General features: G+C 47.8%; 12 protein-coding genes and 1 pseudogene. 6 read left to right on the top strand and 7 right to left on the bottom strand.

Annotation, left to right across the window (positions count from 1 at the left end; all coding sequences use genetic code 11):
• Nucleotides 1–5: 5 nt before the first annotated feature.
• The 4 genes from SHD_RS21195 to SHD_RS21180 form a co-directional block, all read right to left on the bottom strand.
• Nucleotides 6–1,310: an ABC transporter permease gene (locus SHD_RS21195; RefSeq protein WP_023269018.1), complete on the bottom strand. Its 1,305-nt coding sequence runs from the start codon at nucleotides 1,308–1,310 to the stop codon at nucleotides 6–8.
• 8 nt (nucleotides 1,311–1,318) lie between these two features.
• Nucleotides 1,319–2,059: an ABC transporter ATP-binding protein gene (locus SHD_RS21190; protein ID WP_023269017.1), complete on the bottom strand. Its 741-nt coding sequence runs from the start codon at nucleotides 2,057–2,059 to the stop codon at nucleotides 1,319–1,321.
• A 105-nt stretch (nucleotides 2,060–2,164) separates the two neighbouring features.
• Nucleotides 2,165–2,440, bottom strand: a complete 276-nt coding sequence (locus tag SHD_RS21185; protein ID WP_039979002.1) for a hypothetical protein — start codon at nucleotides 2,438–2,440, stop codon at nucleotides 2,165–2,167.
• 95 nt (nucleotides 2,441–2,535) lie between these two features.
• Nucleotides 2,536–3,798: an efflux RND transporter periplasmic adaptor subunit gene (locus SHD_RS21180; RefSeq protein WP_023269014.1), complete on the bottom strand. Its 1,263-nt coding sequence runs from the start codon at nucleotides 3,796–3,798 to the stop codon at nucleotides 2,536–2,538.
• 370 nt (nucleotides 3,799–4,168) lie between these two features.
• Between SHD_RS21180 and pyrC the strand changes: the two genes are divergently transcribed.
• The 3 genes and pseudogenes from pyrC to SHD_RS22410 all read left to right on the top strand — a co-directional run.
• On the top strand, nucleotides 4,169–5,200 hold the full coding sequence (gene pyrC, locus SHD_RS21175; protein ID WP_023269013.1) for a dihydroorotase: 1,032 nt from the start codon (nucleotides 4,169–4,171) through the stop codon (nucleotides 5,198–5,200).
• Nucleotides 5,201–5,334: 134 nt separating this feature from the next.
• Nucleotides 5,335–6,381 (top strand): hypothetical protein, encoded by a 1,047-nt coding sequence (locus SHD_RS21170; RefSeq protein ID WP_023269012.1) that lies wholly within the window; start codon nucleotides 5,335–5,337, stop codon nucleotides 6,379–6,381.
• 152 nt (nucleotides 6,382–6,533) lie between these two features.
• Nucleotides 6,534–6,772 (top strand): annotated as a pseudogene (locus SHD_RS22410) (nuclear transport factor 2 family protein); the annotation flags it as partial.
• Between the two features lie 391 nt (nucleotides 6,773–7,163).
• Here the strand turns inward: SHD_RS22410 and SHD_RS21985 are convergent.
• Complete coding sequence (locus tag SHD_RS21985) at nucleotides 7,164–7,310, bottom strand: hypothetical protein (protein ID WP_023269009.1); 147 nt, start codon at nucleotides 7,308–7,310, stop codon at nucleotides 7,164–7,166.
• Nucleotides 7,311–7,411: 101 nt separating this feature from the next.
• On the opposite strand from SHD_RS21985, the gene SHD_RS21160 reads away from it, so the two are divergent.
• The 3 genes from SHD_RS21160 (at nucleotide 7,412) to SHD_RS21150 (ending at nucleotide 10,124) form a co-directional block, all read left to right on the top strand.
• Nucleotides 7,412–7,705 carry a DUF3144 domain-containing protein gene (locus tag SHD_RS21160; protein WP_023269008.1) on the top strand — a complete coding sequence of 98 codons (294 nt, stop codon included), beginning with the start codon at nucleotides 7,412–7,414 and terminating at the stop codon, nucleotides 7,703–7,705.
• A 356-nt stretch (nucleotides 7,706–8,061) separates the two neighbouring features.
• Nucleotides 8,062–8,877, top strand: a complete 816-nt coding sequence (locus SHD_RS21155) for a DUF1223 domain-containing protein (protein WP_023269007.1) — start codon at nucleotides 8,062–8,064, stop codon at nucleotides 8,875–8,877.
• A gap of 155 nt (nucleotides 8,878–9,032) precedes the next feature.
• A complete protein-coding gene (locus tag SHD_RS21150) occupies nucleotides 9,033–10,124 on the top strand; it encodes a branched-chain amino acid aminotransferase (protein ID WP_023269006.1) in 1,092 nt (363 codons plus the stop codon).
• 56 nt (nucleotides 10,125–10,180) lie between these two features.
• Here SHD_RS21150 and SHD_RS21145 read toward each other — a convergent pair whose 3' ends face one another.
• Together SHD_RS21145 and prpF are read right to left on the bottom strand one after the other, a co-directional pair.
• Nucleotides 10,181–14,683, bottom strand: a complete 4,503-nt coding sequence (locus SHD_RS21145; protein WP_235056989.1) for an EAL domain-containing protein — start codon at nucleotides 14,681–14,683, stop codon at nucleotides 10,181–10,183.
• A gap of 287 nt (nucleotides 14,684–14,970) precedes the next feature.
• A complete protein-coding gene (gene prpF, locus SHD_RS21140) occupies nucleotides 14,971–16,164 on the bottom strand; it encodes a 2-methylaconitate cis-trans isomerase PrpF (RefSeq protein WP_023269004.1) in 1,194 nt (397 codons plus the stop codon).
• Nucleotides 16,165–16,205: the final 41 nt, after the last annotated feature.

Genomic DNA, 16,205 nt, shown 5'->3' with positions numbered 1-16,205 from the left:
CCCGATTATTGGCTCTTGAGATAAACACTTGGGTTAGTCGTACACACACGCCACGCGGGGTAGATACCAGCCACCACAGCCGCCAAAATCGCGATCATTGGTGCTATCAACCACATACTGGTATCGAGGTGAGTTAAAGACGACTCCAAGTCAAACTTCTTGGTCAGTAGCATCAATGAGCCCCAAGCCCAAGCCAAGCCGAGTAAACCGCCGAATAATCCCATCAAAGACACTTCCACCATATGCTGGGCAAAGATCTGCCCTTGGCTAGCGCCGATGGCGCGGCGCACGCCAATTTCGGGAGCGCGACGTAAAAACTTCGACAGCAACAACCCTAACATATTGACTAAACAGACAATCAAGAAGAGTACACTGAGGCCCACCAGCACCTTGTTATCCTCTGGCACCACTTTATTAATGGCTAACCATTGGTCAACATCGGACAACTGCACATCGGCCTTAGGTGAGCCAAAGCGGCCTAATTTCTTTTGTTGTTCAATATATTGGCCCACCCACTGACGGTACTCTGCCACTTGCTCAGGCGTATCCAGTTGCACCCAAAACTGCGTCCAATGCTTTTCGGAGGTTAAACGCTGTGCATAGTTGTTGATGCTTTCATAGTTCCAGCCGTTGGTATTCCCCCAACTACCATATTCCTCAATCGGCGCTAAGCTGTAGGGCACAAACAAGGTATCCACATTGCCAAAAGCGCCATTGTTAAGATCGTAATAGTTTGGACTCGGTGCCCAAGGCTTGAGCACTCCAACCACTTGATAGGGCTTAGCATTGAAATAAATCGTTTTACCCACGCTATTTTTGCCCGCAAACAGGGTCTTATTCAGCTCATCGGTGAGCACCACTTCGTAGCGAGCATCCTGATCGACACTGTCATCCCACGCCTGACCATATTGAAACTCGAGGCCAAACATTGGAAAAAAGTCGTTATTGGTCACCCGCACTCGAGATTGCAGCACGGGTAAAAACGCAGGATCTTCGGTTTGCACCGCGCCGCCCGTGCGGAACATTGGCGTTTGCAAACGTGGAATATCGCTCTTAAGTAAGTTAAAACCATCTTGATAGGTGATCTGTGGATCGAAGCGGTCCCAGGCATCTGGCCCTTGGCTCCACAGTTGCACCGCAAACAATTTGCCAGACTTCTCTCCCGCAGGGTTAGTGGACATCATTTTGTAGATGTTAAGAGTGGTGATGGTGATGCCAATGCCGATAGAAATCGCCATGATCATCAATGCCGACAACATGGGCGTTTTTTTGATGCTACGCCAAGCTAAATCTAAGTAATAGAAGAACATAACCGCTCCTAGCCTTGGGCGTTAGCAACCAATTTATCGACACTGCTATGGCTTGCGCTGCGGGCCGCATTGGGTTGATACATGGTAAAATCGCAGACTTGACCATCGACAATTTGGATATTGCGCTGAGCTCGACGAGCCAGTTCAGGATCGTGGGTCACCATGATGATCGTGGTGCCAGACTGATTAATATTCTCTAATAACTCCATCACTTGGCGCGCCATCAGGCTGTCGAGGTTACCCGTTGGTTCGTCGGCGAGCAGAAAACGGGGTTCCCCGGCTAAAGCGCGAGCAATCGCGACCCTTTGCTGCTGACCGCCGGATAATTGGGTCGGCAAATGCTTCATCCGCGCGCCTAAGCCCACTTGTTCTAACGCTTGCTCCACACGGCGTTTACGCTCCTTGGCACTAAAACCACGGTAGCGTAGCGGTACTTCAATGTTTTCCGCGAGGTTAAGATCGGGGATTAAGTTAAAGCCTTGGAAGATAAAGCCAATTTTCTCGTTACGTACGGCGGCACTCTTGTTATCACTGAGGTTGGAGACATTAATTCCATCTAAAAAATAATCCCCATGGGTGAAGCCTTCAAGCAAGCCAGCGATATTTAAGAAGGTGGTTTTGCCTGAGCCCGAAGGACCCGTAACCGCCACAAACTCGCCCTCGTTCACCTCAAGGTTGAAATCCCGCAGCGCATGGGTTTCCACTAAGTCCGTTTTAAAAACCTTGCTGATATTCTTCATTGATAACATTTTAATTTCCTTGATTAATTTTTATCTTTACGCGCAAACGGCTTATAAAACGCGCCAGTATTTCTTTATCTTTAAGTGGTAACGGCTGACGCAAAGCCAAATCCATTACCCCGCAAAACGGCCCATCACAACCCCACTCAAGGCATCGAACAACCCATTGAGACAGGCGAATATAAAGCTCACACTTTCCATCGAGACATCACCCACCTGGCGCGCTTCTTCTAGGGGATTCGTCCATTCCAAAATATTCAAACCGAGGAAAAACCAGCTATTAGCCTCACCTATGCCCAGCTCCACTGCCACCACCAGTAGGGCTAAAGCCAGAACACCAAACAATTTGGATGACATCAACAGACCAAGATCGACGCTTTTAGTACGCATAATGAACTCCTTGTACACCTTAGCCGCAGACTTTTTAGCCAGAGCGGCGTTAATTACATCAATTTGATTAATAAGTAATTTTTGACTATCGGTCATCAATGCATTTTGACCTGTTCGGCATGGTTGAAGGGCTCAACACTGGAGATCACCCATTCGTCACCCGCTTTACCGCCTTCGATCACTTCCACCTGACTCATGCTGGTGCTGCCAAGCTTAATGTCGCGGCGAGTAGCAATATCGCCTTCGACTTGATACACCTCATCGCCACCACCGCTGGTCATAAAGGCGCCGCGTTTAACCATCAACACATTCGTCCTGTGTTCGAGCAAGACTCTGGCGGAGATACGTTGGTTTTGGCGCAGCTTCAAGCTTTCGCTCTGGGCAAATTGCACTCTGGCAGTCACTTCACGGTTACGCACTTCGGGGGAAATAGAGGATAACTTGCCCATGAGTTTGACTTCACCGAAGCTCAGTTCGACCTCCATTCCGAGTCCTAACTCGTCGGCGTAGGATTCAGGCACAGCTAACTCGGCCTCATAGGCACTTAAATCGACCACGGTCAGGATGGGCTGATTGGCACTTAGACGCGTTTTTTGCTCGGTCAACCAGTTACCAATAATGCCACCAACGGGAGCTTTGATATTTAAAGCCTCAACCTGACGCTCAAGCTCACGCACTGCTAACTGTTGGCGTTCCACTTCGAGGGCTTTATTTTTGACTTCGAAGCTCAAGGTATCTTTTGTTAATGCAGCGTCCTGCAAAGCATGCTCAAATTTCAACTTAGCCTTATGCAGATCGTCCTTACCTTTCTCATAGTCGATCTGACCAATAAGTTGGCTTTGAATAAGCAATTCGCCACGACGACGTTCACGCTCGGCCGCTTCCAAATCCACCTTGGCCATATCTAAGGTTTGATTGACTTGTAATTGGTTACGTCTGGCGTCCAGCTTGGCACGCTCAAGGGCGCTCTCTAATCCCGCCAATAGCGATTTCGCCTGCTCTAATTGATTGGTTAATCTTGGACTCTCCAGCTTTGCGACTACATCCCCCTTGCTAACGCTATCACCGGGGTTGCTCAATAGCGTTACTGTGCCTTCTTCGGTGCTGTAGAGAATCGGTGCATTGGCGGCAACAATTTTGCCCGTAGTGGCCACATCTCGAGTGAGCGTTCCAACATATAAAGTGGCGGTAGTGAGCTCGCTACGGCTGATGGACTGGCTAACTTTATCGCTACCAAAACTGGCCCACACTAGGGCGCTAACCAGTAAGGTGCAGCCGCCAATCATCAGAGGCAACTTGAGGCGTTTGGCGGTCGATGGAACAAGGACTTTATCTTGGCCGCTGGTATCTTTAATCATGGCGTTTCTCGCTTCCCTGTCGTAGGGCTGGATAGGCCCATCGCTACGGACACTATTAAAAATCGATAACCAGTAATAGCAACGCCTATGCCAATTCCATTAAAATATTTATTTTCATAAAGTTAAGTGAAATTCAAGATAAAAGTGTCCGCGGACACAGAGGGCTTTATTAAAAAGTGTCCGCAGATTTTCGAGAAAGTGTCCGCTCCAGATGGGTAGGTAAAGCTAAGTGAAAGACTGACAGTGGGCACTCAACATGTGTTAACACTTTTCTTAGCGAATTGTCTGAGTTTCCCTTTACAGCTAAATCCTTGCCACATAAGATCCTGCCACCCTCGCAGCAAAAATATTCAACAAGATGAATCGCCCTATGACAACACTCACTATTACTCGTCCTGACGACTGGCACATTCACCTAAGAGACGGCGCACAATTAAAAGACACGGTTCGCGATATCAGCCGCTATATGGGCCGCGCTATCGTCATGCCAAACCTGGTTCCTCCCGCTATCGATACCGAAACCGCATTGGCTTATTACGATCGTATCAAGGCGCAAGTGCCAGCTGGCTCGCAATTTGAACCCTTAATGGTGTTGTATCTCACCGACAAAACCAGCCCAGAAGAAATCCGTAAAGCCAAGGCCTCGGGCAAAATCGTTGCCGCGAAACTCTATCCAGCAGGCGCGACCACCAACTCGGATTCTGGTGTGACTGATTTGAAGAACATCTACCCCGCCCTCGAAGCAATGCAGGAAGTGGGCATGTTGTTCCTAGTGCATGGTGAAGTGACTGATTCATCGATTGATATTTTCGACCGCGAGCGGGTATTTATTGAGAATATCCTCAGCAAGATCGTGGCCGATTTCCCTAAGCTTAAAATCGTTCTCGAACATATCACCACTAAGGATGCAGTTGATTTTGTGACTCAAGCGTCTGACAACGTGGCCGCCACGATCACCGCGCACCACTTGCTCTATAACCGCAACCATATGTTGGCTGGCGGTATTCGTCCGCACTTCTATTGCCTGCCGATTTTAAAGCGCAATACCCACCAGCAAGCGCTGTTAGGTGCCGCGGCCAGTGGCAATAAGAAGTTCTTCCTCGGTACCGACTCTGCGCCACACGCTAAAGATCGTAAAGAAGCCGCCTGTGGCTGCGCGGGTTCTTATACTGCCCATGCGGCCATTGAGCTGTACGCAGAAGCCTTTGAATCGGTCAATGCGCTGGATAAATTAGAAGCCTTTGCCAGCTTCAACGGCCCAGATTTTTACAATCTGCCCCGCAACAGCGATACCATCACCCTAGTGAAAAAATCTTGGGATGTGCCAGTCAGTTACCCACTTGGCGACAACAATGTGGTGCCAATTCGCGCCGGTGAACAAATCGATTGGCAGGTCGAATAAACAGGCCTTTTGACGCGATAAACGGCTATCTAAACCTGCCGTTTATCAAGCTTAAACCGTTAAGAGTCGCCTTAGGGCGACTTTTTTATAACCGACATGTAAAACCATAAGCGATTATCTTTTAAGAGAAAAACATGAATACACGGACGTTACTAACGCTGCTGTCCTCAAGCCTATTGCTTGCCACTACGCTACCTTTTAGCACTCTTGCCGCCGATGAACTCTCAGGAGTCTGGCAAGGAACGCTGGGTAAAAGCAGTATTAGAGTCTGCTTTAACCAATACGGCAGCGGCAGTTACTACTATCAACGCTACCTAACCCCAATACAGCTCGAGCTGCAAAACGGTATTTGGGAAGAAGAAAACAACACCGGAAACTGGCAGTTTGATAGCGCGACGGCGCAGCAACTCAGCGGCCATTGGTTTAAAGACAATTCAGGCAAATCCTTACCCATAAAGCTTGAGCGCCAACTCAGCCCCGACAACCAGGATGACTGCAGCGCCGATGCCTACAATCTGCCACTTGAAACCAAACCTTCACTGAGCCGCGGAAAATGGCAAGTTTTTCAAACCATTGAATACCGTCCGCTGACCTATGGCACAGAAGTCGGTATCGAATTTAACGGTCCACAAAAAGGTATTCCCGCCATTAATCAGTGGCTTGAGAAAAAACTCACCGATGATGCGCAGCTGGCACAAACCTTTGATACGCGCCGCAGAATGTTGTCTCAAATGGGCCATTTTGTGGCCGATGAAACCTATGCAGAACCGATTTTCCTCAATCAGCATTGGCTCAGCGTGCGTTTATACCGCTGGGCGGCGGGTTTTGGCGCCAATGGGATCAGCCAAGAGTTTGTTAGCTTCTCCCTCGCCGATGGCAAACCTTTCCATCCGTGGCAGTGGTTTATCGCCGATAAACCCTCGCAAAACTTACCAGAAAGCATGAGTTATCAGCTCCCGCCTGTACTTAAAGAAAAGTTGTTCGCCAATGCGGCACCAGATGCTGAATGCCCAAGTGCCGACGGCTCTGGGGATTTTCAGCTCACCCTCGAGGCGAATGGGATTAAGTTTTGGGAAATGCCCCGTGGCGATGGTTGTGAGCAGGAATTTACCTTAACCCCACAAGAAGCCATGCCCTTTGCCACACCTTGGGGGCAAACGCAGCTTAAGCTATTGGAATAATAAATTTTAATTCATCATTAATCGCGATAGCGGGAAAGCAGGCTGAGATAACGATAATAAGCGTTGAAAGCCCTTTCTCGTTAACCTTGACGGGTTAACGTCTCTTGTCAGATTCAGCACCGATTTTGAAGGAAGATAGCTTGAGCCAGCAAATACCCCAGATAGCAGAACAAACAGCCGAAGCCTTAGTGCAAGCCCAGTTAGTTGCCTATAACCAACGCGACCTTGCAAGCTTTGTGGCGCTCTTTAGCGACGATGTGTGTATTTATCGCCCCCCGCCACAGAGCCCGTGATGCGAGGCAAGGCTGCCTTTAGTGATTTCTATCAGAATGAACGTTTTAACTTGCCGCATCTGCACGCCGAGATCCTCAATCGTATGGTGGTCGGCAATAATACCAATCACATTAAATATCTAATCAGTTCAGAGCCTCACAGGCATCTCAATCCAAGGCGCATTGACGCAGAAATGGTTATTCCCTTTTAAGTCAATGTAACACGGGAGTGAGATGCTTGTGAGGCTCCCGCAGGGCGGGGTTGAACGGGCTTTATACTGCGTTTAAGGCTTTCGACAGAGCGCCACTCTGCCTTCAAGCCTTCGCCTTGTCTAAAGCCCGTTTAACTCCCGCTGAATGAACAGATATTTAATACGATTGGTATAAGATCGTCGATCAGGAACGGATCTGCGGCATACGCAACGAGCCCTTTGAAGTCATGGTGGTCTTTGAAGTCTCTAATGGCCTTATCCAAGCGATGTGGAGCTTTGCCGCTAACTAGAGCGCGCTCTAAATGGTCATATCAAGCTGACTAGCGTAGCAACAATCATCTGCGGCAAAGGCGCTCGACAAAGCGGTGAAAAATGTTACGCCTATCTCATATTTCATTTCGGCGCCGCCTTTTGGTGTGATATCAACGGATTCTGTGAAGCGCACGACTGTCCATCAACCACAAAATGCCTTAGGGTTATTGGCAACAGCCAAAAGAGTGATACAACACATGCTCTTTTTACTTAACCCAACCATAGGAATTGCTGATGTCAGATAACCAACAAGCCTTTTACGAACGTGCCACTGAGATGATTAAGCTCGCGAACCAGCAAAACCAAAACACCGAGATCCAAACCGGTGAGGTCAGCGCTTCTTTTATGTGGGCCGTCGCCCGCTACAACGCTTGGTTTGGTTCCACCAGCTTTGAAACCAAAGAGCAAATGCAGGCCAAAAAACAGGAAATGATGGATTACTATATCGAGCGCTATAAAGAGATGATCGACGCCAATCTCGAAGACTATATTGAAAACTTCGACCATTACCGCGCTACGCAAAAGTAATATTTCCTCCACCATGGCATCCCAAAAAGTATCGTTAAAAAGATAAACCAGACCCAGTCGCATGAATTTGCAAATTATACGAATCACATTAAATATCTAATCAGTTCAGAGCCTCTCTGGCATCTCAATCCAAGGCGCATTGACGAAGAAATGGTTATTCCCTTTTAAGTCAATGTAACACCGGAGTGAGATGCCTGTGAGGCTCCCGAAGGGCGGTGTTGAACGGGCTTTATACTGCGTTTAAGGCTTTCGACAGAGCGCCACTATGCCTTCAAGCCTTCGCCTTGTCTAAAGCCCGTTTAACTCCCGCTGAATGAACAGATATTTAATACGATTGGTATAAGAGAGGATAAATAATGAAACGCATCCTATTAGTGAGTATTTTGTTCTGGCAGCTGTTGCAACCTGGGCTTGCTCAGTCGTTGGCGCCTTTTCAAGCGCAGAGTGCCGTGACTCGCCCTTATATTATCGAACATTATACGTCACAGGGTTGCAGTAGTTGCCCGCCCGCCGAAGCTTGGTTAGCTGAGCAGTTTAATAAGACCGACCTATGGCAGAAATATTTTCCATTAGCCTTTCATGTGACCTATTGGGATTACCTAGGATGGAAGGATATTTTTGGCCAAAGGGCTTTCAGTGAGCGCCAATATCAGCATTTAAACCAAAAGCATACGCGGCAAGTGTATACGCCACAGTTTGTGATTAATGCTAAGGAATGGCGTGGTTGGTTCTCGGGTGAGTTAAACGGGATATTTGCTATGCCTCAGCCTGAGGTCGGGGTGCTTAAGGTGCGCATCACCAATCAGCAACTTGAGGCGAGTTTTGCACCGCAGCCCAGTTGGGCGCAGGATAAAGACTTACATCGAGCGCGTTTGCACTTGGCCTTGGTCGGTTCAGGTTTTACGACTGAGATAAAACGCGGCGAGAATCGCCATAAACAATTACCCCATGACTTTGTAGTGCTGAGTTTGCAATCTTTGCCCGCGACGGCTGTGTTTGCGGGCGCAACTGAGCCCGCGCTGCACTTTACCCAATCCCTCGATGCCATTCCCGCATCAGCGCTTAACGCGCCCCGTTTGGCGTGGGTGGCCTGGTTAACGCTAAATGAAGAACCCATACAAGCCGTGGGCGGCTGGCTTGAGGCACCGCATGACGAAATCCAAAGTCAATAAGGGAGGTGAATGAGGCGATTTACCCTAACGGCAAGTTGTTAAGACATCTTTCTAACAGGTTATTTTATCAGCTAAGACTTTTAGATGAATCTCACCTATTGACTTTATTCCTGCCGCTACCTAGTCTGCTTGTTCAGTAATCAAGGTGGTATGCGATGGAAATAAAATACGATTTAAAACCTGCGTCCGAACGCCGTACTGAGCAATTCAAGCCCGAAGGAAATGTGGGCTTCGGTAGCCTCAGAACCGATCATATGTTTTTAATGGATTATCGCGATGGTGAATGGCGCGATCCACGTATTGTGCCCTACGGTCCGTTTGAAATGGCACCGGGTGCAATGGCCCTGCATTATGGTCAGTCAATCTTCGAAGGCGCCAAGGCCTTTATGCATGAAGATGGCGAAATTTACACTTTCCGTATCAATAAAAACGCCGAGCGTATGAATCGTTCTGCGGATATTGTCTGTATTCCTAATATCGATGAGCAGATGCAAATCGATGCGATCAACGCCTTGATCGATGTGGATCGTCTCTGGTTCCCGATGCAAGAAGGTGCCTGTTTATACATTCGCCCCTTTATTTTTGCGACCGAAGACCGTCTGTCTGTAAGCCCAAGTTCTCGTTACACTTTCTGCGTAGTGTTAAGCCCTAGTGGTGCTTACTATGCTGCCGGAGTGAACAAAGGTATCCGTTTGCTGATCAGTAAAACCTATCACCGTGCTGTATCGGGTGGAACTGGTGCATCGAAGGCGGCGGGCAACTATGCTGCCTCATTGCGTGCCGGTAAAGCTGCCGCGCAGTTTGGTGCATCACAGGTGCTGTATTTAGATGCGAACAACCAACAGATTGAAGAAGCGGGCGCCATGAACCACTTCCACATTCTGAAAGACGGCACAGTGATTATTCCAACCTTCACCGATACCATCTTAAAATCTATTACCTCGCAATCCATTATGGAGCTGGGTGAGTTACTCGGCTGCGAAGTGCGCCAAGAGACTGTTATGCTCGATAAATTTATCGCCGATATCGAATCCGGTGAGATTATCGAAGCGGGTGGTTTTGGTACGGCAGCCGTAGTGTCTGCTGTCGGTTCCTATATTTTTGAAGATGGCCGAGTGGTGACCGTGGGCAACGGCGAGGTGGGTGAGCATATTCAGCGCATCTACAAGCTATATACCAATATCCAAAAAGGCCATATCCAAGGCCCTGATGGCTGGGTGAAACGTGTTGAGCGTGTAGCGCCATAATCTTCTGATATCAATACGATAAGGCTCCATTATGGAGCCTTATTTTTTATCTGGTTTTATTTTATCCGTTGTTGCAACAGCGCTAAGCAATCTTGGGCACTGAGCGGTTTACTCAGCAGGAAGCCCTGTACTTGATCGCAACCTTGCAGCGCTAAGAAGTTCAGCTGTTCTTGGGTTTCAACCCCTTCGGCAACTACATTCAATTCTAGGCTATGGGCGAGCGCAATAATCGCGCTTGTTATTGCCGCATCATCGGGGTCGTTGGTAATGTCGCGCACAAACTCACGGTCAATCTTTAGGGTATCGATGGGGAAACGTTTTAGGTAACTCAAGCTTGAGTAACCAGTACCGAAATCATCCACAGCGATGGTTAAACCTAATGCCTTGAGTTTAGAAAGGATATTTACCGATTCCTGCGGATTACCCATGATCATCGACTCGGTTAATTCCAGCTCGAGGGCCTTGGCGGGCAGGCCAGATACCGCGAGGGCGACTTCGATGGTCGAGATAATATCGGCTTTTAACTGCCGTGCCGAAAGGTTAACCGCCATACTAAGACCGCTAAAGCCCTGTTCATTCCACTCCGCAAGCTGTTGACAGGCGTGGTTGATCACCCAATGGCCAATCTGATTAATGATGCCTGTTTCCTCTGCGAGCGGAATAAACTCGGCGGGTGAGATCGGGCCTAACTCAGAATGATGCCAGCGTAGCAGTGCCTCAAGGCCTGTGAGAGAGCCATTTCGCAAACAAAACTTGGGTTGATACACCAAACTTAACTCATTGCGAGAAATAGCCTGCTTAAGCCCCGCTTCGAGTTGCACATGGCGTGTTGCCATCTCATTGAGTTTATTGGTGTAAAACTGAAAGTTATTTCGCCCGAGCGCCTTAGCATGATACATGGCGGTGTCGGCAAACTTGATCAGCGAGTCCACATCTGTCGCGTCGTTGGGATACAGGCTGATACCAATTGAGGTCGAAATGGTCAGTGATTTATCGTCGAGCAAGAAGGGTGCCTGAAAGGCCTTAAGCACTTTCTCGGAGATCAGTGTTGCTGCTTTGGTTTTCGCCACGCCTTCTAGAATAATGGTAAATTCATCGCCACCTAAGCGGGCAACTGTATCCCCTTCGCGAACGGCACTTTGCAGCCTGTGGGCCACGGCTTTGAGGAGCAGATCGCCAATATGGTGCCCCATAGAGTCATTAATATGTTTAAAGCGGTCGAGGTCTAAAAACAACAGAGCGACGATATTATTCGACCTATGGGCTTGAGATATGGCGTGGTTGAGCCTGTCTTGGAACAAGGTGCGATTCGGCAGTCCAGTCAGGGTGTCGAAGCTGGCGAGGAAGCGTAAATCCTCTTCGGCCTTTTTACGCTCTGTGATATCGGTAAACACCGCCACAAAGTGGCTTGTTTCCCCTTTGACATCGATCACTTGGTTGATCTCAAGCCACACTAGAATCGCCTTACGTGACTTGTTACGGATCCAAATTTCACCCGCCCAATGTTTATTTCGTAGTAACTGCTGCTCAATACTGTTGAACAGATCTCGCTGCTGCCTGCTGTAGGCTAAGTGAATTAAATATTTATCACTGATTTGCCGCTCCGAATATCCGGTAATGGCGCTAAAGGCTGGGTTTACCGAGCGGATACGATAGTCTAAACCTGCCACGACAACCGCTTCGTTCATGCTGTTAAGCACTTGAGAAGAGAGCACTAGCTCGTTCTCGATCAACTTACGCGAAGTGATATTACGGGTAGTGCCCGTCATCCGAATGGGCTGTTCATGGCTATTTTTTTCTACCACTTTGCCGCGCTCAAGGATCCAAACCCAGTTGCCCGGTGAATGCTCGATACGATATTCCACTTCAAAAAAGGGCGTCCGGCCTTGTAAGTGTTCGGTCAAGATTTGCCTAAATCTTTCTCTGTCTTCAGGGTGGGCATTATCGTGCAGCAGATTATGTCGATTCCACTGGGGTACCGGAATATCAGTATGGGTTCGATATACTTGCTGCTCTTGGATATTCCAATCCCACATGCCATCACCAGAGGCCCAAAGTGCGAGTTTAAGCCGTTCTTCGGAGGCGCGAATGCTGGTTTCAAATTCATGTTGTTGCTGGCGTTTTTGCTTGCGCCACTTAATTGTCCATCCTAGCAGACCTAATGTCAGCAGAATATAAAGTGCATAGGCAAATTGAGTTCTATAAAACGGGGCATTAACCGTTAAATCGACAAGGAGAGCATAATTACCTTCGCGATTGTATTCTAGCGAATGCCTAACATGCAGTACGTAATGGCCTGGATCGATATTGGTAAAAGTAATTTCATTACCTGTAGGCAAATCGTGCCTTTGGTTATCAAATCCTTCGAGGAAATAGCTAAAGCGATTTTTTCCTGTGTAACTAAAGTCGAGGGATGTCACCTCAAAGCTAACCAATTGATCTGCGTAGTTCATCACTATTTGTGGTGGATGACTAAGATCGAGGATGGTGTGTTTTTCTCCCGCGATTTTATAGGCAGTGAGCGCGACTTTTGCGTCGACCCTTTGATCTGGCAGTGTTTCTGGATTAAAACGATTGATGCCGTTAATGCCACCAAACCAGAGATCACCATCGCTGTCTTTAAGTTTTACACCACCGTTAAACTCCAATGCCTGCAGGCCTTCCTGTTCATTAAAGTTGATGATTTTGCCATTAATGGGATTTAGCTTGCCTATACCAGCGTTACTACTAAACCAGATATGATGCTCACTATCTTCCAGTAGGGCGTAAATAGTGTCGCTGGGTAAGCCCTGAGCGCGGGTGTAATCATGGAAAACGGGAGAGGAGTCCTGTGCTGACAGCTTGCTAATACCTCCATGGGTTGCAAACCAAACATTCCCATCAGTCGATACTAAAATATCCCTAATACGATTGTTTATAATGCTTTTTTTATCATGCGGGTCGTGGTAAAAAACCTCGCCAACTCCCGTAGTCATATCAAGTTTAACTAGACCGTTGAGCGAACCTATCCACAGAGTATTTTGATTGGATCTCAGGATAAGTAATAGATTTTGCATTGGATGAAAATTCTCAATCCCAGTAAGTGGAACTGGCGTAAATTCATCTTTATCAGGTGACTTTCGATACAGCGCGTGGGATGTAGCCACCCACAGTCTGTTTTGGTTATCTAGCTCTAAGCTGCGGATATAGTTAGCTTCGGAGGTGGCGTCCAGATCATTGGAAACCCGTATCAGGCTGAAATCACCATTTTTACTTAAACGCCCTAATCCATAATTACTCGCAAACCACAGCGTGCCCTGATGGTCTTGAATAATCGAACGCAAAATTAGATTAATGTTTTGAGTTTCTTGTCCTAGCGCCTTGGCAAACTCCGAAGTGAAATGCTCGTATTTTGTACTATTCAAAGCAAGTCGTTTAAGTCCAGCGCCTTCAGTACCTATCCATAATGCCTGATCTTGGCTCCGGTATATGGTGCGAATATTATTACTCTGCTGAGGTAATTCATTTGTATATTCAAATAAATGCTGAAAATATTGCCGGCGGGTATTGATCTTATTCAAACCTGAATAGCTCGCACCAAGCCATAGGTTACCGAAGGTATCTTCAAGCAGGCACAGGATATTATTTTCACTAATACTGTTTGTGCGCTTCATATCGTACTTATGGTATGAAGCGACAAAGTGATCAGCGGCTCGCTCTAATTGAATTAACCCTGCTCCAGGGCCTACAACCCAGAATTGTCCTTGGGGTGTATGAATAAAATCTTTGATATACGGAATATTCTTTTCTGCTTGCCAAAGCATTTTTCCATGTTGAGTCGCCAGATCATAATGCCAGAGTTGATTACCTAGAGCTAAGGTAATGGCGCGAGTTGAGTTGGCTTTGATTTGATATGCGATCTGGTCCTGAGGCACATTGAGTCGGGTAATTGTGTTGGCGCTGACTGCAAAAGTACCACTTGCCTTAGTGCCCGCGAGTAAGTAGGTGTTATCAACGTTAGCAAGGCTGGTAATGTAAGGTTCTATGCTAGTCCCTAATGAAACCTGTGTAAGACGCTTGGTTTTGGTCGAGAGTGAAAATAATCCTCCTTGAGTACCAATCCAAAGGGTATTACCCACAATATTGAGTTTAGTGACTCTTGGGTCTGTCAGACCCTGTTCTGTACCAAAGCGCTCAAACGTACCAGTTTTTAAATCTAATCGATTAATCCCTTGGCTAAAGGTACCTACCCAAAGATAGCCATCAGCATCTTGAATAATATCTGATACATAGCTTTCTGAAATGCTTTTAGGATCATTAGGCGAGTGGATAAACAGATTAAAGTTATAGCCATTATAACTGTGGAGTCCATCTTGAGTGCCAATCCAAAGCATGCCCGCGCTGTCCATAAACAGGCTAGTGATAGTGTTTTGGTTTAACCCTTCCTCACTGCGGATATGTTCGAATTTTAGCTGAGTGTTGGCCGAATTTAATGGTAATGCCAAGCCTGATGGGGGCACCGCAAAAAAATTCAGGATGCAGAGCACACTTAAGATTAGTCTTAGGATTGGTTGACTCAAAACTACCCCTATAAAACCCAGTGATCCCAAAGTTGGGAGGCATTAGTTACTTTGGGTCAATCGCGCGAGTCAAAAGCAGGCGCGAACTAAATTGCAAAATAAAAGTAATGAATACTTTATTTACAAGTTTATGCCGCTCATTGGATTTTTATCATTATCAGCAGTAAACAATCCAAGTTTAGCATTTTTTACCGAATGCCAACATATTGGTTGCTACAGGGGATAATAAAAAAAGACCTTGCCGGAAGGGGGTGAAGCAAGGTCTTTGGTTGAACTCTTTTCTTGGCTTAAGCCGAAGGTACGCGCACAAAGCCTTCCATTAGGACGCGGGCGCTACGGCTCATAATGGCTTTGACGACAGTCCATTCGCCGTTTACTTGCATGGCCTGCGCGCCAACGCGAAGGGTGCCTGAAGGGTGGCCAAAACGTACTGCCTCCTTCTCACCACCGCCTGCCGCGAGATTCACTAAAGTGCCGGGAATCGCCGCCGCGGTGCCAATGGCTACGGCGGCTGTGCCCATCATCGCATGGTGCAATTTGCCCATGGAAAGGGCGCGAACCAGAAGATCGATTTCCTCTGCCGCTACGGTTTTACCGCTGGATGACACATAGCTCTTCGGTTTAGCAACAAAGGCGATTTTTGGGGTATGTTGGCGTGATGCGGCCTCATCAACATGCTTTATCAGTCCCATATGTAGAGCGCCGTAAGCACGGATGGTTTCAAATTTGGCAAGAGCCGCGTTATCGCTGTTGATATCGTCTTGCAGTTCAGTGCCCGTGTAACCCAGATCCTCAGCATTGATAAAGATGGTTGGAATACCCGCGTTAATCATGGTGGCATTAAAGCTGCCAATACCCGGTACTTCGAGTACATCTACTAAATTACCCGTTGGGAACATGCTGCCACCATCGCCGTCTTCGTCAGCGGCGGGATTCATAAATTCGATCTGTACTTCGGCGGCGGGGAAGGTCACGCCATCGAGCTCAAAATCACCGGTCTCTTGCACCATGCCATCGGTAATTGGCACGTGGGCAATAATGGTTTTACCAATATTGGCCTGCCAAATGCGCACGGTGCAGATACCGTTTTGCGGAATACGATCAGCATCAATCAGACCATTGCTGATGGCAAAGGCGCCGACGGCGGCGGTTAAGTTGCCGCAGTTACCGCTCCAATCCACAAAGGGTTTGTCGATAGACACTTGGCCGAACAGATAGTCGACATCGTGGTCGGCTTGGCTGCTTTTAGACAGAATAACCGTCTTGCTGGTGCTTGAAGTTGCGCCGCCCATACCATCAATTTGTTTACCATAGGGGTCGGGGCTGCCAATGACGCGCAGCAGTAGTGCATCACGGGCTGGGCCGGGTACTTGGGCTGCTTCGGGTAAATCATGCAGACGGAAAAATACCCCTTTGCTAGTGCCACCACGCATATAGGTTGCAGCCACTTTAATCTGGGGCGGGAAAAGTTTATTACTCATGCTATTAACTCCAAGGGGAATAGCGAAAAGGTTCGTGTCGA

Origin of the sequence: Shewanella decolorationis S12, from assembly GCF_000485795.1 — a bacterium.
In the GTDB taxonomy this organism is placed as follows: domain Bacteria; phylum Pseudomonadota; class Gammaproteobacteria; order Enterobacterales; family Shewanellaceae; genus Shewanella; species Shewanella decolorationis.
The sequence above is the reverse complement of the archived record's forward strand: the minus strand, read 5'-3'. Positions and strand labels throughout refer to the sequence as shown.

Excerpts from the sequence above, each read along its gene's own strand:
- SHD_RS21195 (WP_023269018.1), bottom strand. The coding sequence starts at position 1,310 with ATGTTCTTCTATTACTTAGATTTAGCTTGGCGTAGCATCAAAAAAACG.
- SHD_RS21155 (WP_023269007.1), top strand. The coding sequence starts at position 8,062 with ATGAAACGCATCCTATTAGTGAGTATTTTGTTCTGGCAGCTGTTGCAA.
- pyrC (WP_023269013.1), top strand. The coding sequence starts at position 4,169 with ATGACAACACTCACTATTACTCGTCCTGACGACTGGCACATTCACCTA.
- SHD_RS21190 (WP_023269017.1), bottom strand. The coding sequence starts at position 2,059 with ATGTTATCAATGAAGAATATCAGCAAGGTTTTTAAAACGGACTTAGTG.
- SHD_RS21160 (WP_023269008.1), top strand. The coding sequence starts at position 7,412 with ATGTCAGATAACCAACAAGCCTTTTACGAACGTGCCACTGAGATGATT.
- SHD_RS21170 (WP_023269012.1), top strand. The coding sequence starts at position 5,335 with ATGAATACACGGACGTTACTAACGCTGCTGTCCTCAAGCCTATTGCTT.
- SHD_RS21150 (WP_023269006.1), top strand. The coding sequence starts at position 9,033 with ATGGAAATAAAATACGATTTAAAACCTGCGTCCGAACGCCGTACTGAG.
- SHD_RS21180 (WP_023269014.1), bottom strand. The coding sequence starts at position 3,798 with ATGATTAAAGATACCAGCGGCCAAGATAAAGTCCTTGTTCCATCGACC.
- SHD_RS21185 (WP_039979002.1), bottom strand. The coding sequence starts at position 2,440 with ATGCGTACTAAAAGCGTCGATCTTGGTCTGTTGATGTCATCCAAATTG.
- prpF (WP_023269004.1), bottom strand. The coding sequence starts at position 16,164 with ATGAGTAATAAACTTTTCCCGCCCCAGATTAAAGTGGCTGCAACCTAT.